This window comes from Pseudomonas sp. 21, from assembly GCF_000955805.1.
Lineage (GTDB): Bacteria > Pseudomonadota > Gammaproteobacteria > Pseudomonadales > Pseudomonadaceae > Pseudomonas.
This window is the reverse complement of the sequence record NZ_JYOA01000007.1, coordinates 169,408-187,241: the sequence shown is the minus strand read 5'-3', so window position 1 is coordinate 187,241 and position 17,834 is coordinate 169,408. Positions and strand designations below refer to the sequence as shown.

Sequence of the window (17,834 nt, the reverse complement as noted above, 5' to 3'; positions counted from 1 at the left end):
ATAAGGCCCGATGAGTGATCTTCCCGTCGCCAATGCCGGCGTTGCCAATGCCGCCCCCAGCAGCCTGACCGGCCTGCTGGTGCCGCTGGCCGACCGCAACCTGCTGCTGCCCAACGTGGCCGTGGCCGAGCTGATCACCTACCGCGCCCCGCACCCGGTGGACGGCCTGCCGTCCTGGTACCTGGGCCAGGTGGCCTGGCGCGACCTGCGCCTGCCGCTGCTGTCCTTCGAGGCGGCCTCCGACGGCCAGGCCGAAGTCGGCTCCGGCGCGCGGGTGATCGTGGTCAACGCCCTGGGCGGCCGGCCCAATGTGAAGTTCTTCGCGCTGCTGGTGCAGGGCATCCCGCGTTCGCTGAAGGTCAGCAGCGACCTCAAGCGTCTCGACGTGCCGCTGGCCCCGCTGGAGCTGGACGCCGTGGACCTGGGCGACGCCCAGGCGCGCATCCCCGACCTGGCCGCGCTGGAGCAGAAACTGGCCGACTCCGGCCTCATCTGACCCGGCCATGAACGGTGGCCTGCGCCTTGCCCAGCTGGGGAACCAACCCGGCTTCGAGGTCGCTGGCGCCACCCTTGGCGGCCATCGTTTCGAGCGCCACAGCCACGACGAATTCGTCATCAGCGCCAACCTGCGCGGCGAGGAAAGCGTGTGGCTGGATGGCCGTACCTTCGATGCCGGGCCCGGCTGTTTCACCTGCTACAACCCCGGGCAGATCCAGGGCGGTGGCGTCGCCGAAGGCCAGCCCTGGCAGTTCGTCAGCCTCTACGTCGGGCCTGACCAACTCGCAACGATGCTCGGCCTGCAGCGCCTGGAATTCGAACGGGCCACCGACCATCTGCCTGCCCTGGCGACCACGATGGCCGATGCGGTCGAGCGCGTGCTGGGCGATGACCCTTTCGTCCGCCAGCGCGGCGAAGAACGCCTGACACTGCAGCTGGCCGAGCTCGCCCGCGCCATGGGCGTACGCCTGCCACAGGATGGTCTGGAGAACGGTGGGCGGATTGCCGACCTGCAGGACTGGCTGGCCGCCGACCTGGTGCGGCAACCCAGCCTCGACGAGATGGCGGCCTACCTCGGCCTGTCGCGTTTCCACCTGTTGCGCAGTTTCCAGAAACAGGTGGGCCTGAGCCCCCGGCAGTGGGCGATGCAACTGCGCACCCGTCGCGCCCAGGCATTGTTGCGCGCCGGCCTGCCGGCCACCGAAGTGGCCCACGAGCTGGGCTTTGCCGACCAGAGCCACCTGAACCGGCATTTCCGCGCGGCCTATGGCGTGTCGCCGGGCAACTTCCAGCGCGCCCTGCGCTGAGCAATCCGGTTCAAGTTCGGTCGGCTGCAGTCCAGGCACAATGGCGCCATCGCCACCCTGTTCGAGAGCCGATCCATGACCCTGTTCTTCGCCGCGCTGCTGTTCGGCATCGTCTTCTGCCTATCTCCCGGCGCCGTGCTCGCCGAAACCCTGCGCCGTGGCCTGAAGGGCGGCTTTCGCCCGGCACTGCTGGTGCAGTTCGGCTCGCTGATCGGCGATGCCGTGTGGGCGCTGATCGGCCTGACCGGGCTGGCGCTGCTGCTGGGCCACGAAACCCTGCGCCTGCCGCTGACCCTGGCCAGCGCCGCGTACCTGGCCTGGCTGGGTGTGCAGAGCCTGCGCGATGCACGCGAGGTCGGCGTGGTAGAGGAGGGCGCGCTCGGCGATCACCACGCCGGGGCGTTTGCTTCCGGGGCGATGCTGTCGCTGTCGAACCCGAAGAACATCGTCTATTGGGGCGCGCTGGGCGGCGCCATGGCGGGGCTGGTCGATGGCGTGCCTTCGCTGGCGGATTCGCTGGTGTTCTTCGCCGGCTTCATGACGGCCTCGGTGCTCTGCTGCTTCCTCTGCGCGGCGCTGGTGGACTGGTTGCGGCGCAACGCTTCACCGCGCTGGCACCGGGTGAGCCATGCGCTTTGCGGTGTGGTGTTGCTGGTGCTGGCGGGATTGGCGTTGCGGGGAATCTGAGTCGCCGGGCGCCCGGGCTGTTCGCGAGCAAGCTCGCTCCTACAACTTGCCGGCCCGCTCGGTGCGCTCTTCGTAGGAGCGAGCTTGCTCGCGAACCTGCATGGCACCGGCGCTGCCGTCTTGCCTCACCCCTCTCCCTTTGGGAGAGGTTTTTTCCATCGCAGAGAATCTAGAAGTCGCCCCACAACTGCTGCGCCACACTCAGCGCTACGACCGGAGCAGTCTCGGTGCGCAGCACGCGCGGCCCCAGTCGCGCGGCATGGAACCCGGCGCCCTTGGCCTGCTCCACTTCCGCATTGCTCAGGCCGCCTTCCGGGCCGATCAGGAAGGCCAGGCTGGCCGGCTTGTCATGGCTGGTCAGCGGCTCGGCCACCGGGTGCAGCACCAGCTTGAGCTGCGCTTCGCAGCTCTCCAGCCATTCGACGAGGGTGACCGGTGCATTGAGCACTGGCAGCACGGAGCGGCCGCATTGTTCGCAGGCGCTGATCGCCACCTGGCGCCAGTGGGCCATGCGCTTGTCGGCGCGTTCGTCCTTCAGGCGTACTTCGCAGCGCTCGCTGACGATCGGGGTGATCTCGCTGGCGCCCAGTTCGGTGGCCTTCTGGATCGCCCAGTCCATGCGCTCGCCACGGGACAGCCCCTGGCCCAGGTGCACGCGCAGCGGCGACTCGGCCTGGCCGGCGAAGGCTTCGCGCAGCTCCACGCGGACGTTCTTCTTGCCCACCTCGATCAGCTCGCCCAGGTATTCCTGGCCCGAACCGTCGAACAGCTGCACCGCGTCGCCGACGCTGTGGCGCAGTACGCGGCCGATGTAGTGGGCCTGGGCTTCGGGCAGCTCGTGCTGGCCGAGGGAGAGCGGGGCGTCGATGAAGAAGCGGGAGAGGCGCATGGCAATGTCGAACTGATGGGGGAAAGCGGCAAGCTTAAAGCTTTCGGCCTGCCGCTTGTAGCCGATCAGCCCGGATCGCGATGCTCGGGGAAGCGTTCGCTGACCGCCACGCTGACACTGTCGCGGGTGGCGATGTCGATGCCTTCGCTGGCGACCTCGGCGAGGAAGTCGATCTGCTCGGGGGTAATGATGTACGGCGGCAGGAAGTACACCACGCTGCCCAGCGGGCGCAGCAGCGCGCCGCGTTCCAGGCCGTGCTGGAAGACCTTCAGGCCGCGGCGTTCCTGCCAGGGGTAGGCGGCTTTCGTGGCCTTGTCCTGGACCATCTCGATGGCGAGGATCATGCCGGTCTGGCGGATTTCCGAGACGTGCGGGTGGTCGGCAAGGTGCGCGGTGGCGCTGGCCATCTTCGCCGCCAGGGCCTTGTTGGCCTCGATGACGTTGTCCTGCTCGAAGATGTCCAGGGTCGCCAGGGCGGCGGCGCAGGCCAGCGGGTTGCCGGTGTAGGTATGCGAGTGGAGGAAGGCGCGCAGGGTGGCGTAGTCGTCGTAGAACGCCTGGTAGACCTTGTCGGTGGTCAGCACCGCGCTCATCGCCAGGTAGCCGCCGGTCAGCGCCTTGGACAACACCAGGAAGTCCGGGGTGATGCCGGCCTGTTCGCAGGCGAACATCGTGCCGGTGCGGCCGAAGCCGACGGCGATCTCGTCGTGGATCAGGTGCACGCCGTAGCGGTCGCAGGCCTCGCGCAGCAGCTTGAGGTAGACCGGGTGGTACATGCGCATGCCGCCGGCGCCCTGCACCAGCGGCTCGACGATCACCGCGGCGACTTCCTTGTGGTGCTGCTCCAGCGCCTGCTCCATGGCGGCGAACATCGTCCGCGAGTGCTCTTCCCAGCTCACGCCCTCGGGGCGCAGGTAGCAGTCGGGGGTCGGCACCTTGATGGTGTCCATCAGCAGCGACTTGTAGGTCTCGGTGAACAGCGCCACGTCGCCCACCGACATCGCCGCCACGGTTTCGCCGTGGTAGCTGTTGGTCAGGGTGATGAAGCGCTTCTTCTCCGGCTGGCCGAGGTTGTGCCAGTAGTGGTAGCTCATCTTCAGCGCCACTTCGATGCCGGCCGAGCCGCTGTCGGCATAGAACACCCGGGAGAACCCGGCCGGCGCCAGGCGCAGCAGGCGCTCGGACAGCTCGATCACCGGCTGGTGGCTGAAGCCGGCGAGGATCACGTGCTCCAGCTGGTCGACCTGGTCCTTGATGCGCTGGTTGATGCGCGGGTTGGCGTGGCCGAAGACGTTGACCCACCAGGAGCTGACCGCATCGAGGTAGCGCTTGCCTTCGAAGTCCTCCAGCCAGATGCCTTCGCCGCGGCGGATCGGGATCACCGGCAGGCGCTCGTGGTCTTTCATCTGGGTGCAGGGGTGCCACAGCACCTCGAGATCGCGCTGCATCCACTCGGCATTCAGGCCCATGGCCGGCTCCTTAAATTGATGGCTCTTCTGACGGTCGGCTCGCTCTGGTCGGCAAGCCTATTCAATGCTCCTGAGATGAACAAGGACACGTCCCACGACACATGTTGCAGGCAGCCGACCAAGACAGCTATTCGGCTTTCTGGCGCTCACGTATGCTTCGCGCCTTTGCACCAATTCGGGGAAGTCTGGCGATGAAAATGGGATGGCTGCGCGCTGCCGCGCTGCTCGCTCTGGGCGTGTTCAGCGTAGTGGCGCTGGGCAAGGACAAACAACCGACCGCCATCGTGGTGGGCGGCGGACTCGCCGGCCTCTCCGCGGCCTACGAGCTGCAGCAGGCAGGCTGGCAGGTGACCCTGCTGGAAGCCAAGCCGCAGGTGGGCGGCCGCTCGGGCCTGGCCACCAGCGAGTGGATCGGCAACAAGAAGGTCCAGCCGACCCTCAACGGCTACCTGGACACCCTGAAGGTGAATTCGGTGCCGGCGCCGGAATTCGTCCGCACCCCGAGCTACCTGATCGACGGCGTCTACTACACCAGCGCCGACCTGAAGACCAAGATGCCGGCCGTCGCCGCGGACCTCGAGCGCTTCGAGAAGTCCCTGAACGAGCTGTCCGCCTCCATCGACGACCCGCTCAACCCGTTGGCGAACAAGACCCTGTTCGCCCTCGACCAGCTCACCGCCGCGCGCTGGCTGGACAAGCTGAACCTGTCGCCGACCGCGCGCCTGCTGGTCAACCAGCGCATCCGTTCGCACTACGACGAACCGTCGCGCCTGTCGCTGCTCTACCTCGCCCAGCAGGGCCGTGTGTACCGCGGCGTCGACGACCGTGACCTGCGCGCGTCGCGCCTGCCCGGCGGCAGCCAGGTGCTGGCCCAGGCCTTCGTCAAGCAGATCAAGACCATCAAGACCAACGCCAAGGTCACCTCGATCAGCCAGGACAAGGATGGCGTGACCGTCAAGGTCGGCGCCACCGGCTACAGCGCCGACTACCTGGTGCTGGCCGTGCCGCTGCGCGCCCTGGGCAACATCACCCTGACCCCGGGCCTGAACGAGAAGCAGCTGGCGGCGCTCAAGGGCACCAACTATGGCTGGCGCGACCAGATCCTGATGAAGTTCAAGCGCCCGGTGTGGGACGACAAGTCGCGCCTGTCCGGCGAGATCTACAGCGACCAGGGCCTGGGCATGATCTGGGTCGAGCCCGCGACCAAGGGCGGCGCCAACGTGCTGATCAACCTGTCCGGCGACAACGCCCGTGTGATGCAGGCCTTCGGTGACCGCCAGCTCTCCGAGCAGGTACTGATCCGCATGAACAAGTACTACCCGAAGATGCGCGGTGCCTACGACGGCTACGAAATGCGTCGCTACAGCACCGACGCCGGCACCGGCGGTTCCTACCTGGCCTTCGGTCCGGGCCAGATCAGCCGCTTCTGGCGCGTGTGGGAGACCCCGGTGTCCCGCGTGGCCTTCGCCGGCGAGCACACCGATGCGCTCTACCCGGGCACCATCGAAGGCGCCCTGCGCAGCGGCAAGCGTGCCGCCAGCCAGGTCCGCGACCTGTATGCCGGCAAGACGCCGGTGCTCGAAGGCGCATCCCTGGTGGCCGATAACAAGCCGGCCGCCAGCGACAAGCCGGCCGAGGCCAAGGGCGAGAAGAAGGGCATCATGTCCTGGCTGCCGTTCTGAGCCAACCCGCTCCATCCACAATGCCGGCGAAAGCCGGCATTGTCGTTTCTGGCTCTGGCACGGCCGTTTCAGGAGATGACCTATCTTGTCAGTCGATGTTTCAAAGCAGATTTTTCTGCTTTTCTTCGATGGATTAGCCGCTAGTCTTGAATTCCCGTTTTCAAGGATGTCGATCGATGCAATGGCGTAATTCCCCCGCTCGCTACGGACTGGTCAGCCTGTTCCTGCACTGGGGCAGTGCGCTGGTGGTCTTCGGCCTGTTCGGCCTGGGCCTGTGGATGCGCGAGCTGGACTACTACGACACCTGGTACCACCGCGCCCCGGAAATCCACAAAGGCATCGGCATCCTCCTGGCCATCGCGCTGATCGTTCGCGTGCTCTGGCGCTTCATCAGCCCGGCACCGCCGACCCCGGCCAGTCACGGCAACCTGACCCGCCTGGCCACCAAGCTCGGCCACCTGGCGCTCTACGCGCTGCTGTTCGCGGTGATCATCGCCGGCTACCTGATCTCGACCGCCGAAGGCAAACCCATCAGCGTGTTCGGCTGGTTCGACGTGCCCGCCACCCTGAGCGGCATCACCGACCAGGCCGACATCGCCGGCGCCATCCACCTGTACCTGGCCTGGACCCTCGTGGTGCTGGCCGTGCTGCACGCCCTGGCGGCGTTCAAACACCATTTCTTCGACCGTGATGAGACGCTGGTCCGCATGCTCGGTCGTGCCGCGAAATAACACCTCACCCCAAAGGGAGATTGCTTCAATGCTGAAGAAGACGTTCGCCGCTCTGGCGCTGGGTACCGCCCTGTTCTCCGCTGGCCAGGCCATGGCCGCGGACTACAAGATCGACAAGGAAGGCCAGCACGCCTTCATCGAGTTCCGCATCAAGCACCTGGGTTACAGCTGGCTGTACGGCCGCTTCGACGACTTCGACGGTGCCTTCACCTTCGACGAGAAGAACCCGTCCGCCGACAAGGTCAAGGTGACCATCAACACCAACAGCGTGAACTCCAACCACGCCGAGCGTGACAAGCACCTGCGCAGCCCGGACTTCCTCAACGTCTCGAAGAACCCGACCGCGACCTTCGAATCCACCGCCGTGAAGGCCGATGGCAAGAATGCCGAGATCACCGGCAACCTGACCCTCAACGGCGTGACCAAGCCGGTCACCATCAAGGCTGAACTGATCGGCCAGGGCGATGACCCGTGGGGCGGCTACCGTGCCGGCTTCCTCGGCACCACCACCCTCAAGCTGAAGGACTTCAACATCCAGCGCGACCTCGGCCCGGCTTCCCAGGAAGTCGAGCTGACCCTGTCGGTCGAAGGGGTGCGTCAGTAAGAAGCAGGACAGCGAAAACGCCGGCGAACGCCGGCGTTTTCGTTTGTAGCGCTAGTCTGCCCGGCCCTGCAGGCATTGCCGCAGGAGCTGGGTCAGGGTGCGTTGCTCCTCGTCGTCCAGGGGCGCGAACAGACTGTCATGGGTTCGTGCGAGGATGGCCTGGGTACGTTCGTCGATACGGCTCCCGGCCTCGGTGAGGAACAGCTGGAAGCTACGCTGGTCGTCCGGGTTGCGCTCGCGGCGAACCAGGCCGAGCGTCTCCATTTCACGGATCTTGCGGGTCACCAGTGCCTTGTCGCGGCACATCTTTCGGCCGAGGCTCTGCAGGCTCTGGCCGGCATCGGCGCCGATCAGCTCGAGCAGGCGGATGTCCGGCGGGGTGAGGTCGATGCCCTCGGCGCACAGTTCGTCCTGGAGGCTCTCGCGCAAATGATCGAGGACCTTCATCAGGGTCTGTGGCAGGTCGGGATTCAGGGTGTGGGTCATCGGCTCGGTCACGGTAAGTCTTGTGTAAATCCGGTTGATCAGCTCAACCATTTTTTCGTATTTTAGTTGATGTTATCAACTTTGTTCGTCGCCGCGACTGCCTTGCGGGAAACCTACTGCGACATCGGCCATTGGCTAAAACGTTTCAGTAGGTTTCCCTCAGGGCTTTCGGACGTTTACAAACAGGGCTGAATGTAAGTATTTTTGCCAGCTTTTCCGGACCGGCAAGCCCACAGCCAAACCGGATGCTTTGCTCACGAGGACAACGATATGCAACGAAAGCCAGCCATGCGCGCCCTGGTCCCGGCCCTGCTCGTCGCCATGGCCACTCTTGCCGGCTGCGACAAAGCCCAGGCCCCGCAGGAGAAGCAGATCCCCGAGGTCGGTGTAGTGACCCTGCAGCCGCAGGAAGTCACCCTGAGCACCGAACTGCCGGGCCGTACTACCGCGTATCGCATTGCCGAAGTTCGCCCGCAGGTGAACGGCATCATCCTCAAGCGCCTGTTCAAGGAAGGCAGTGACGTCAAGGAAGGCCAGCAGCTGTACCAGATCGACCCGGCCACCTATCAGGCGACGCTGCAGAGCGCCCAGGCCAACCTGGTATCCACCCAGCAGCAGGCCGAGCGCTACAAGGAACTGGTCAAGGACGAGGCGGTGAGCAAGCAGCAGTACGCCGACGCCCAGGCCGCCTACCTGCAGGCCAAGGCCACCGTCGACAGCGCGCAGATCAACGTGCGCTACACCAAGGTCTATTCGCCGATCTCCGGCCGCATCGGCCGCTCCAGCGTGACCGAAGGCGCCCTGGTGCAGAACGGCCAGAGCACTGCGCTGGCCACCGTGCAGCAGTTGGACCCGATCTACGTCGACGTCACCCAGTCCTCCACTTCGCTGATCCGCCTGCGCCGCGAGCTGGCCGCCGGGCAGCTGGAGAAGGCCGGCGACAACGCCGCCAAGGTCAAGCTGTACCTGGAAGACGGCTCCGAATACCCCGTCGAGGGCAAGCTGGAGTTCTCCGAGGTTTCGGTTGACCAGGGCACCGGCTCGGTGACCGTGCGCGCCATTTTCCCCAACCCGAACAAGGAGCTGCTGCCGGGCATGTTCGTCCATGCGCAGCTGGAAGAGGGCATCAAGAAGCAGGCCATCCTGGCGCCGCAACAGGGCGTGACCCGCGACTTCCGTGGCATGGCGACCGCGCTGGTGCTCAACGGCGAGGACAAGGTCGAGCTGCGCACCCTCAAGACCGACCGCACCGTCGGTGCCTACTGGCTGGTCAGCGATGGCCTCAAGCCCGGCGACCGCCTGATCACCGAAGGCCTGCAGTACGTCCAGCCGGGCGCCCAGGCCAAGGCCGTACCCGCGAAGAACGTGGCGCCCACCGCTGGTGCCGCCGACAAGCCCGCCGCCGCTCAACCGGCCAAGCAGGGTTAATCAAGGGGATTCGTAATGTCGAAGTTTTTCATTGACCGGCCCATCTTCGCCTGGGTGATCGCCCTGGTGATCATGCTGGCGGGCGGTCTGTCGATCCTCAAGTTGCCGGTGAACCAGTACCCGGCCATTGCGCCGCCGGCCATCGCCATCCAGGTGAGCTACCCGGGCGCCTCCGCCGAGACGGTGCAGGACACCGTGGTGCAGGTGATCGAGCAGCAGATGAACGGTCTCGACCATCTGCGCTACATCTCCTCGGAGTCCAACTCCGACGGCAGCATGACCATCACCGTGACCTTCGACCAGGGCACCAGCCCTGACATCGCCCAGGTCCAGGTGCAGAACAAGCTGCAGCTGGCCACGCCGCTCCTGCCGCAGGAAGTGCAGCAGCAGGGCATCCGCGTGACCAAGGCGGTGAAGAACTTCCTGATGGTGGTCGGCGTCGTCTCCGAAGACGGCAGCATGACCAAGGAAGACCTGTCGAACTACATCGTCTCCAACATCCAGGACCCGCTGTCGCGGACTGCTGGCGTGGGCGACTTCCAGGTGTTCGGTTCGCAGTACGCCATGCGCATCTGGCTGGACCCGGCGAAGCTCAACAGCTTCCAGATGACCCCGGGCGATGTGAAGACGGCGATCCAGGCGCAGAACGTGCAGATATCCTCCGGCCAGCTGGGCGGCCTGCCGGCGGTCAAGGGCCAGCAGCTCAACGCCACCATCATCGGCAAGACCCGCCTGCAGAGTGCCGAGCAGTTCAAGGACATCCTGCTCAAGGTCAACGCCGACGGCTCCCAGGTTCGCCTGAAGGACGTCGCCGACGTGGCCCTGGGCGGCCAGGACTACAGCATCAACGCCCAGTTCAACGGCAAGCCGGCCTCGGGTATCGCGATCAAGCTGGCGACCGGCGCCAACGCGCTGGACACCGCCAAGTCGATCCGCGCCACCCTGGCCACGCTGGAGCCGTTCTTCCCGCAGGGCATGAAGATCGTCTACCCGTACGACACCACCCCGGTCGTCTCCGCCTCCATCCATGAGGTAGTGAAGACCCTGGGCGAAGCGATCCTGCTGGTGTTCCTGGTGATGTACCTGTTCCTGCAGAACTTCCGCGCCACGCTGATCCCGACGATCGCCGTGCCGGTGGTCCTGCTGGGCACCTTCGGCGTACTCGCCGCCTTCGGCTTCTCGATCAACACCCTGACCATGTTCGGCATGGTGCTGGCGATCGGCCTGCTGGTGGACGACGCCATCGTGGTGGTGGAAAACGTCGAGCGGGTGATGGCCGAGGAAGGCCTGTCGCCCCGCGAGGCGGCGCGCAAGTCCATGGGCCAGATCCAGGGGGCGCTGGTGGGTATCGCCCTGGTGCTCTCGGCGGTGTTCCTGCCGATGGCCTTCTTCGGTGGCTCCACCGGGGTGATCTACCGCCAGTTCTCCATCACCATCGTCTCGGCCATGGCCCTGTCGGTGCTGGTGGCCCTGGTGCTGACCCCGGCGCTCTGCGCCACCATGCTCAAGCCCATCGAGAAGGGCGACCACGGCGAACACAAGCGCGGCTTCTTCGGCTGGTTCAACCGTGCGTTCCTCTCCACCACCCACGGCTACGAGCGCGGCGTCACCTCGATCCTCAAGCACCGCGTGCCGTACCTGCTGATGTACGTGATGATCCTCGGCGGCATGGTCTTCCTGTTCACCCGCATCCCCACCGCGTTCCTTCCCGACGAGGACCAGGGCGTGCTGTTCGCCCAGGTGCAGACCCCGGCCGGTTCGTCCGCCGAGCGCACCCAGGTGGTGGTGGACTCCATGCGCGAGTACCTGCTGGACAAGGAAAGCAGCTCGGTGGCCTCGGTGTTCACCGTGACCGGCTTCAACTTCGCCGGCCGCGGCCAGAGCTCGGGCATGGCGTTCATCATGCTCAAGCCCTGGGAAGAGCGTCCGGGCGCGGAGAACAGCGTGTTCGCGCTGGCCCAGCGCGCGCAGCAGCACTTCTTCAGCTTCAAGGACGCGATGGTGTTCGCCTTCGCCCCGCCGGCGGTACTCGAATTGGGTAACGCCGTGGGCTTCGACATCTTCCTCCAGGACCAGGCCGGCGTTGGCCACGAAGTGCTGATGCAGGCGCGTAACCAGTTCCTCGGCCTGGCTTCCCAGAACCCGGTACTGCAGCGCGTGCGTCCCAACGGCCTGAACGACGAACCGCAGTACAAGCTGCTGATCGACGACGAGAAGGCCAGTGCGCTGGGCGTCTCGCTGGCGGACATCAACAGCACCATCTCCATCGCCTGGGGTTCGAACTACGTCAACGACTTCATCGACCGTGGTCGGGTGAAGAAGGTCTACCTGCAAGGCCGCCCGAATGCGCGGATGAGCCCGGAAGACCTGGACAAGTGGTACGTGCGCAACAGCACCGGCGAGATGGTGCCGTTCAGTGCCTTCGCCACCGGCGAGTGGAGCTATGGGTCGCCGAAACTGGCGCGCTACAACGGCGTGCCGGCCATGGAAGTCCTCGGTGAACCGGCTCCTGGCCGCTCCACCGGTGAAGCCATGGCGGCGGTCGAGGAGATCGTCAAGCAACTGCCCAAGGGCGTCGGCTATGCCTGGACCGGTCTGTCCTACGAGGAACGCCTGTCCGGCTCGCAGGCCCCTGCGCTCTACGCCCTGTCGCTGATCGTGGTGTTCCTCTGCCTGGCGGCGCTGTACGAGAGCTGGTCGATTCCGTTCTCGGTGATGCTGGTGGTGCCGCTGGGCGTCATCGGTGCGCTGCTGGCGACGTCCATGCGCGGTCTGTCCAACGACGTGTTCTTCCAGGTGGGTCTGTTGACGACCATCGGCCTGTCGGCGAAGAACGCGATCCTGATCGTCGAGTTCGCCAAGGAACTGCACGAGCAGGGCAAGGGCATCGTCGAGGCGGCCATCGAGGCCTGCCGGATGCGTCTGCGTCCGATCGTCATGACCTCCCTGGCGTTCATCCTCGGCGTGGTGCCGCTGGCGATCTCCACCGGCGCCGGCTCCGGCAGCCAGCATGCGATCGGTACCGGCGTGATCGGCGGCATGGTCACCGCGACCATCCTCGCGATCTTCTGGGTGCCGTTGTTCTACGTGGTGGTCAGTACCCTGTTCAAGGACTCGGCGTCCAAGGAACAGGAATCCACCGAGAAGGGGCATTGATATGAGAAAGTCCTTACTGTCCCTTGCCATAGCAGCCGGCGTGTTGTCCGGCTGCTCGCTGATCCCCGACTACGAGCGCCCAGAGGCGCCCGTGGCCGCGGCTTATCCGCAGGGAGAAGCCTACGATGCGGGGCAGCCGGCTACTGCCGGCGCTGACATCGGCTGGCGCGAGTTCTTCAAGGACCCGCAACTGCAGCGACTGGTCGAAGTGTCGCTGGAAAACAACCGTGACCTGCGCGTTGCCGCGCTGAACATCGAAGCCTACCGGGCGCAATACCGCATCCAGCGGGCCGACCTGTTCCCGGCGGTGGACGCCGGCATCACCGGCTCGCGCCAGCGCCTGCCGGCCGACCTGTCGACCACCGGCAGCTCGATGATCAGTAGCCAGTACGGCGCCACCCTGGGCGTTACCTCCTGGGAACTCGACCTGTTCGGCCGCCTGCGCGCCCTGCGTGACCAGGCGCTGGAAACCTACTTCGCCAGCGAAGAAGCCCGTCGCAGCACCCAGACCAGCCTGGTGGCCAACGTCGCCAACGCCTACCTGACGCTGCGCGCCGACCAGGCCCAACTGGAGCTGACCCGCAACACCCTGGGCACCTACCAGAAGAGCTACGACCTGACCAAGCGCAGCTACGAAGTCGGCGTCGCCTCGGCCCTGGACCTGCGCCAGTCGCAGACCTCGGTGGAAAGCGCGCGGGCGACCCTGGCGCAGTACACCCGTCTCGTTGCGCAGGACCAGAACGCGCTGGTCCTGCTGCTGGGCTCCGGTCTGCCGGGCGACCTGCCCCAGGGCCGCCAGCTGTCCGACGAGCTGCTGGCCACTGTCCCGGCGGGCCTGCCCTCCGACCTGCTGCAGCGCCGCCCGGACATCCTCCAGGCGGAGCACCAGCTCAAGGCGGCCAACGCCAACATCGGCGCGGCGCGGGCGGCGTTCTTCCCGAACATCAGCCTGACTGCCAACGCCGGCAGCCTCAGCCCGGACCTGTCCGGCCTGTTCGACGGCGGTTCCGGCAGCTGGTTGTTCAAGCCTTCGATCACCTTGCCGATCTTCAACGCCGGCAGCCTGCAGGCGAGCCTGGACCTGGCCAAGGTGCAGAAGGACATCAACGTGGCGCAGTACGAGAAAGCCATCCAGACGGCCTTCTCCGAGGTCGCCGACGGCCTCGCCGCGCGCGGTACCTTCAACGAGCAATTGCAGGCGCAGCGCTCGTTGGTGGACGCCACCAGCGAATACTACCGCCTGGCCGACAAGCGCTACCGCACCGGTGTGGATAACTACCTCACCGTGCTCGACGCGCAGCGCTCGCTGTTCAGTGCCCAGCAGCAGCTGATCACCGACCGCCTCAACCAGCTGACCAGCGAGGTCAACCTGTACAAGGCCCTCGGCGGCGGCTGGCAGGCGACGGCGGCGCAAGCCAAGCCGATCTCCAACGAAGCGCCGGAAGGCCGATTGTTCTGATCGGAAACAAAAACGCCGCCCTTCGGGGCGGCGTTTTTGTCTGGGCGGCGGGGCAGGAGCTGCTGCGTGGGCGTGGCTGATCGCGGACGAAGTCCGCTCCCACGTTATCGGTGAGGGCGACGCCTGGTCCAGGAGTCGCAAGCATGCTGCGGGGCGCTCCTGCATTGTTGTGCCGGAGTGGGGGGCAGTTCGCGAGCAAGCTCGCTCCTACAGGGTGCGGAATGCTCGCTCTACGTAGGAGCGAGCTTGCCCCTGAACCTGCGGATCAAAGCATCGCGCTGCGCGTTGCCGGCTGGATCTGGTTATCCGCCCTACATTGTTGCGCGAGAGTTTGCGGCGTTTCGCGCCTCTGCTGGGGCCGGGGTGCTCTTCGTAGGAGCGAGCTTGCTCGCGAACCTGCGGATCAGAGCATCGCGCTGCGGGTCGCCGGCTGGATATGGTTGTCCGCCAGCCAATCCAGCGCGCACTCGCGCAGCCGCTCGCTCTGGTAGACGTACCAGGCCTGCAGCAATTCGGGATAACCCATCAGCACGTGACGGAAGGCCTTGAACGGCTTGCGCCCCTCGATGGCGTTGGCCAGGGCGGAGTAGGCGTGCGGCTCGGGCACTTCGCGGAGGAACTCGCGCATCAGCTCCAGCGACTGGCCGCTGCTCAGCGGTTCGATGGGCAGCAGGCGCTCCGGCTCGCGGTGCAGCAGTTCGGCCAGTTCAGGATCGGGGTCTTCTTCGGGAATCAGCAGCACCTGGCCGCTGAACAGATCGAGGTAGTGATCGATACCCTGGGTGTCGAGCGCGAAGGCGAGTTCGTCGAGGTCGATGGTCAGCGGGCGCATGGTCACTCTCCCTATATGGCGAGTGACCGATCCTACGCCATGCGCATGACAACTGTCCTGCCGTTGTCGGTCGGCGCGGGCGCGCCGAGCGACGGGCGCCTCACAGGCGGAAGCGCCCCACCTGCAGTTGCAGCTCGTTGCCCAGGCGCGCCAGCTCGGTGCTGGAGCTGGCGGTCTGCTCGCTGGCGGCGGCGGACTGGTCGGCGATCTCGCGCACCTGCACCACGCTGCGGTTGATCTCCTCGGCGACGCTGCTCTGTTCCTCGGCGGCGGAGGCGATCTGCAGGTTCATGCCCTGGATGTCGGCCACGGTGCGGGCGATCACGCCCAACGCCTCGCCGGCGCGCCGGGTGAGTTCCACCGAGCTGCCGGTCAGGCGGCGGCTGTCGTCCATGCGCGTCACCGCTTCCTGGGCGCCGCGTTGCAGGCCGGCAATCAGGCCTTCGATCTCGGCGGTGGAAGACTGCGTGCGCTGCGCCAGGCCGCGCACCTCGTCGGCGACCACGGCGAAACCACGCCCGGCCTCGCCGGCACGGGCGGCCTCGATCGCGGCGTTGAGCGCCAGCAGGTTGGTCTGCTCGGCCACCGACTTGATCACATCCAGCACGCTGCCGATCTTTTCGCTTTCCTTGCGCAGCAGCGCCATGGCCTCGGCGGAGCGATCCACTTCGATGGCCAGGCGGTCGATCTGGTTCACCGCGTCCCGCACCACCTGGTCACCCTGGCGCGCCTGCTGGTCGGCCTGCTGCGCGGCGGCGGAGGCCTGCTCGGCGTTGCGCGCGACTTCCTGCACGGTAGCGGCCATTTCATGGATGGCGCTGGCGACCTGCTCAGTTTCCACGCGCTGGCTGTTCACCCCGGCGCGGGTCTGCTCGGTGACGGCGGAGAGTTCGTCCGCGGCAGTCGCCAGTTGGCTGACGCTGCCGCCGATGTGGCCGAGCAGCTGCGCCAGGCTTTCGCGCATGCGCATCATCACGCGCTGCAATTGGCCCAGCTCGTCGCTGCGCTGCAGGTTGAGGTCGCGCGACAGGCCCTGGGACAGGTCGCCCTGGGCGATACGCTCGGCCAGTTCCAGCGCCTCGTGCAGCGGGCGGACGATCTGGCGGTTGATGGCCCAGCCGGAGAGGAAGCCAAAGGCCAGGGCGAGCACGGCGATGAGGATCTGCCGAGTCTTGGCGGCGGCGGTCTCGGCCTCATTGCGTGCCAGGGTGTCGTCGTAGAGGTGGGTGGCGGCGGCAAGCAGTGCATCGCTGGCGCCGCCCAGGGCCTTGCGTGCCTGCTGGGTGGCGTTCACCCCGTCGCGGAAGTGTTCGATGCCGCTGCGGTAGTCCTGCAGGTCCTTGAGCGCAGCGCTCAGGCCTTCGGCGGCGATGGCCGGCAACTGGCTCTGCAGGGCTGTGCCGGTGTCGCGCAGCTTGTCGAAGGCGGCGAACGCGGCCTGTTCGGCGCTCGCGGATTGCTCGAAGACGTAGCCGCGCACCTGGTAGCGCACCACCAGCAGTTGCTGGTGCAGTTGGCCGACGGCCTGCGCGCCATGCAGCAGCTGGGCGTCGCCGGGTTGTTCGGCGAGCAGCTCGAAGAGTTGCTTGTCCAGTGTCTCGAAGGCCTGCAGGGCGCTCTGTGCGCTGCCCACCAGGGTGCCACGGGCCTGGGTGCGCTGGTCCACCGCGCGGGTGAGGGCGCTGAAAGCTTCGCGGTATTGGCTGACGGCCTGGCGCGCGGCCTCCAGCTGGCGGGCATCGATATCGCTGCCCTTCAGGCGCTGCTCGATCAGCTCCAGCATCTTCGTGCTGTGCTGCTCGACGCGCTCGGCCTGGCTGCGATCACCGCCCAGTTCGAACTGCAGGCGGGCGAGGTTGGCCTGCTGGCTGAGGTCGTTGAGTTCGGTGATGGTCGCCATCTGCTCGCCGCGCCCGGCCTGGTTGTCCAGGCTGTGCAGGCCGCTGAGCAGCACCAGCAGGGTGAGGAAGAGGAGGATGCCGAAGCCCACCACCAGCTTCAGGCTGACGTTCAGGCGCCCCAGCTGTACTACTAGCCAATCGTACATGTCGAAAACTCCAGGCAGGCGTCGCCACGGGATCGACGACCCGTGGCAGGCAACAACAAAAGATCGGAGGCGAGGCGGAATTGTCGGGACGCATCTTCGTGCGTCAGAGGCTATCGGCGGGAGTTTGAGAAACTGAAGGCGGTTCTTTGCCGCGTGCGCCTGGACTTTTTGTAGGAGCGCGCCGTGCGCGCGATCGCGGGCATGNCCCGCTCCTACAGGTGAAGTTCGTAGTGGATATAAAAAGGCCCGCAGTGCGCGGGCCTTTTTTCGTGGCGGGACGGATCAGACGCGGAAGCGGCTGACCAGTACCTGCAGCTCGTTGCCCAGGCGCGCCAGCTCGACGCTGGAAGCGGCGGTTTCCTCGCTGGCGGCGGCGGTCTGCTCGGAGATGTCGCGCACGTTCATCACGCTGCGGTTGATCTCCTCGGCCACCGCGCTCTGCTGCTCGGATGCGGCGGCGATCTGCTGGTTCATCGACTGGATGGTCGACACGGTGCGGGTGATGGCGCCCAGGCGCTCGCCGGCACGGCGGGTCAGGTCGACGGTGCTGACGGTCAGGTCGCGGCTGGTTTCCATCATCTGCACGGCCTGCTGGGTGCCGCTCTGCAGGCCGGCGATCAGCTCCTCGATCTCCTCGGTGGAGGACTGGGTGCGCTGCGCCAGGCCGCGCACCTCGTCGGCGACCACGGCGAAACCACGACCGGCATCGCCCGCGCGAGCGGCTTCGATGGCGGCGTTGAGCGCCAGCAGGTTGGTCTGCTCGGCGACTGCCTTGATCACGTCCAGGACGCTGCCGATCTTCTCGCTTTCGCGCTTGAGCTTGAGCACCGATTCGTTGGTGCGGCCGACTTCGCCGGCCAGGCGATCCATCTGGGTCACCGCTTCGGTCACCGCGCCTTCGCCGTCGCGGGCCTGGCGATCCGCCGCGGAGGCGGCCTCGGAGGCCTCCTCGGCGTTGCGCGCGACTTCCTGCACGGTGGCGGCCATCTCGTTCATGGCGGTGGCCACCTGGTCGGTCTCGACCTTCTGGTTGTTCACCCCGGCGCTGGTCTGCTCGGTG

General features: G+C 66.4%; 15 protein-coding genes and 1 pseudogene. 9 read left to right on the top strand and 7 right to left on the bottom strand.

Annotated elements, in window-relative coordinates:
• Positions 1–10: 10 nt before the first annotated feature.
• The 3 genes from UB43_RS16320 to UB43_RS16310 all read left to right on the top strand — a co-directional run bounded on the left by UB43_RS16320 (position 11) and on the right by UB43_RS16310 (position 1,991).
• A complete protein-coding gene (locus tag UB43_RS16320; RefSeq protein WP_045212944.1) occupies positions 11–496 on the top strand; it encodes a chemotaxis protein CheW in 486 nt (161 codons plus the stop codon).
• A 7-nt stretch (positions 497–503) separates the two neighbouring features.
• Positions 504–1,304 carry an AraC family transcriptional regulator gene (locus UB43_RS16315; protein WP_045212941.1) on the top strand — a complete coding sequence of 267 codons (801 nt, stop codon included), beginning with the start codon at positions 504–506 and terminating at the stop codon, positions 1,302–1,304.
• A 75-nt stretch (positions 1,305–1,379) separates the two neighbouring features.
• The gene (locus UB43_RS16310) at positions 1,380–1,991 is read left to right on the top strand and encodes a LysE family transporter (protein ID WP_045212939.1); all 612 of its coding nucleotides are present in this window, start codon (positions 1,380–1,382) and stop codon (positions 1,989–1,991) included.
• A 169-nt stretch (positions 1,992–2,160) separates the two neighbouring features.
• Here the strand turns inward: UB43_RS16310 and UB43_RS16305 are convergent, their stop codons facing one another.
• Together UB43_RS16305 and UB43_RS16300 are read right to left on the bottom strand one after the other, a co-directional pair.
• Complete coding sequence (locus UB43_RS16305; protein WP_045212936.1) at positions 2,161–2,880, bottom strand: 16S rRNA (uracil(1498)-N(3))-methyltransferase; 720 nt, start codon at positions 2,878–2,880, stop codon at positions 2,161–2,163.
• A 65-nt stretch (positions 2,881–2,945) separates the two neighbouring features.
• Positions 2,946–4,349 carry an adenosylmethionine--8-amino-7-oxononanoate transaminase gene (locus UB43_RS16300; RefSeq protein ID WP_045212934.1) on the bottom strand — a complete coding sequence of 468 codons (1,404 nt, stop codon included), beginning with the start codon at positions 4,347–4,349 and terminating at the stop codon, positions 2,946–2,948.
• 191 nt (positions 4,350–4,540) lie between these two features.
• Here UB43_RS16300 and UB43_RS16295 point away from each other — a divergent pair, with 191 nt between their 5' ends.
• From UB43_RS16295 to UB43_RS16285, 3 genes are all read left to right on the top strand, one after another.
• Positions 4,541–6,031 carry a flavin monoamine oxidase family protein gene (locus UB43_RS16295; protein WP_045212932.1) on the top strand — a complete coding sequence of 497 codons (1,491 nt, stop codon included), beginning with the start codon at positions 4,541–4,543 and terminating at the stop codon, positions 6,029–6,031.
• A 176-nt stretch (positions 6,032–6,207) separates the two neighbouring features.
• The gene (locus UB43_RS16290; protein ID WP_045212930.1) at positions 6,208–6,762 is read left to right on the top strand and encodes a cytochrome b; all 555 of its coding nucleotides are present in this window, start codon (positions 6,208–6,210) and stop codon (positions 6,760–6,762) included.
• A 28-nt stretch (positions 6,763–6,790) separates the two neighbouring features.
• Positions 6,791–7,366 carry a YceI family protein gene (locus UB43_RS16285; RefSeq protein WP_017520144.1) on the top strand — a complete coding sequence of 192 codons (576 nt, stop codon included), beginning with the start codon at positions 6,791–6,793 and terminating at the stop codon, positions 7,364–7,366.
• Positions 7,367–7,417: 51 nt separating this feature from the next.
• On the opposite strand, the gene UB43_RS16280 is transcribed toward UB43_RS16285, so the two are convergent.
• Positions 7,418–7,852: a MarR family winged helix-turn-helix transcriptional regulator gene (locus UB43_RS16280; protein ID WP_045212926.1), complete on the bottom strand. Its 435-nt coding sequence runs from the start codon at positions 7,850–7,852 to the stop codon at positions 7,418–7,420.
• 270 nt (positions 7,853–8,122) lie between these two features.
• Here UB43_RS16280 and mexA point away from each other — a divergent pair, with 270 nt between their 5' ends.
• Genes mexA through UB43_RS16265 form a run of 3 tightly spaced genes read left to right on the top strand, consistent with a single transcriptional unit; the run spans position 8,123 to position 13,895 of the window.
• Positions 8,123–9,280, top strand: a complete 1,158-nt coding sequence (gene mexA / locus UB43_RS16275) for a multidrug efflux RND transporter periplasmic adaptor subunit MexA (protein ID WP_045212924.1) — start codon at positions 8,123–8,125, stop codon at positions 9,278–9,280.
• 15 nt (positions 9,281–9,295) lie between these two features.
• Positions 9,296–12,436 carry an efflux RND transporter permease subunit gene (locus UB43_RS16270; RefSeq protein ID WP_045212922.1) on the top strand — a complete coding sequence of 1,047 codons (3,141 nt, stop codon included), beginning with the start codon at positions 9,296–9,298 and terminating at the stop codon, positions 12,434–12,436.
• A 1-nt stretch (position 12,437) separates the two neighbouring features.
• Entirely contained in the window at positions 12,438–13,895 is a 1,458-nt protein-coding gene (locus UB43_RS16265; protein WP_045212920.1) for an AdeC/AdeK/OprM family multidrug efflux complex outer membrane factor, read from the top strand.
• Positions 13,896–14,298: 403 nt separating this feature from the next.
• Here UB43_RS16265 and UB43_RS16260 read toward each other — a convergent pair whose 3' ends face one another.
• The 4 genes and pseudogenes from UB43_RS16260 to UB43_RS30335 form a co-directional block, all read right to left on the bottom strand.
• Positions 14,299–14,727, bottom strand: a complete 429-nt coding sequence (locus UB43_RS16260; RefSeq protein ID WP_045212919.1) for a UPF0158 family protein — start codon at positions 14,725–14,727, stop codon at positions 14,299–14,301.
• A gap of 100 nt (positions 14,728–14,827) precedes the next feature.
• Positions 14,828–15,691 (bottom strand): methyl-accepting chemotaxis protein, encoded by an 864-nt coding sequence (locus UB43_RS30345; RefSeq protein WP_371318977.1) that lies wholly within the window; start codon positions 15,689–15,691, stop codon positions 14,828–14,830.
• Positions 15,686–16,774 (bottom strand): annotated as a pseudogene (locus tag UB43_RS30340) (methyl-accepting chemotaxis protein); the annotation flags it as partial. The gene UB43_RS30345 and the pseudogene UB43_RS30340, both read right to left, overlap by 6 nt.
• A gap of 282 nt (positions 16,775–17,056) precedes the next feature.
• Positions 17,057–17,761, bottom strand: coding sequence for a methyl-accepting chemotaxis protein (locus tag UB43_RS30335; RefSeq protein WP_371318976.1), 705 nt, complete (start codon positions 17,759–17,761; stop codon positions 17,057–17,059).
• Positions 17,762–17,834: the final 73 nt, after the last annotated feature.

What these genes read in the sequence shown, in the direction of transcription:
- UB43_RS16320 (WP_045212944.1), top strand. Translation starts at nt 11, where the DNA reads ATGAGTGATCTTCCCGTCGCCAATGCCGGCGTTGCCAATGCCGCCCCC.
- UB43_RS16315 (WP_045212941.1), top strand. Translation starts at nt 504, where the DNA reads ATGAACGGTGGCCTGCGCCTTGCCCAGCTGGGGAACCAACCCGGCTTC.
- UB43_RS16310 (WP_045212939.1), top strand. Translation starts at nt 1,380, where the DNA reads ATGACCCTGTTCTTCGCCGCGCTGCTGTTCGGCATCGTCTTCTGCCTA.
- UB43_RS16305 (WP_045212936.1), bottom strand. Translation starts at nt 2,880, where the DNA reads ATGCGCCTCTCCCGCTTCTTCATCGACGCCCCGCTCTCCCTCGGCCAG.
- UB43_RS16300 (WP_045212934.1), bottom strand. Translation starts at nt 4,349, where the DNA reads ATGGGCCTGAATGCCGAGTGGATGCAGCGCGATCTCGAGGTGCTGTGG.
- UB43_RS16295 (WP_045212932.1), top strand. Translation starts at nt 4,541, where the DNA reads ATGAAAATGGGATGGCTGCGCGCTGCCGCGCTGCTCGCTCTGGGCGTG.
- UB43_RS16290 (WP_045212930.1), top strand. Translation starts at nt 6,208, where the DNA reads ATGCAATGGCGTAATTCCCCCGCTCGCTACGGACTGGTCAGCCTGTTC.
- UB43_RS16285 (WP_017520144.1), top strand. Translation starts at nt 6,791, where the DNA reads ATGCTGAAGAAGACGTTCGCCGCTCTGGCGCTGGGTACCGCCCTGTTC.
- UB43_RS16280 (WP_045212926.1), bottom strand. Translation starts at nt 7,852, where the DNA reads ATGACCCACACCCTGAATCCCGACCTGCCACAGACCCTGATGAAGGTC.
- mexA (WP_045212924.1), top strand. Translation starts at nt 8,123, where the DNA reads ATGCAACGAAAGCCAGCCATGCGCGCCCTGGTCCCGGCCCTGCTCGTC.
- UB43_RS16270 (WP_045212922.1), top strand. Translation starts at nt 9,296, where the DNA reads ATGTCGAAGTTTTTCATTGACCGGCCCATCTTCGCCTGGGTGATCGCC.
- UB43_RS16265 (WP_045212920.1), top strand. Translation starts at nt 12,438, where the DNA reads ATGAGAAAGTCCTTACTGTCCCTTGCCATAGCAGCCGGCGTGTTGTCC.
- UB43_RS16260 (WP_045212919.1), bottom strand. Translation starts at nt 14,727, where the DNA reads ATGCGCCCGCTGACCATCGACCTCGACGAACTCGCCTTCGCGCTCGAC.
- UB43_RS30345 (WP_371318977.1), bottom strand. Translation starts at nt 15,691, where the DNA reads ATGCGCGAAAGCCTGGCGCAGCTGCTCGGCCACATCGGCGGCAGCGTC.
- UB43_RS30335 (WP_371318976.1), bottom strand. Translation starts at nt 17,761, where the DNA reads ATGGCCGCCACCGTGCAGGAAGTCGCGCGCAACGCCGAGGAGGCCTCC.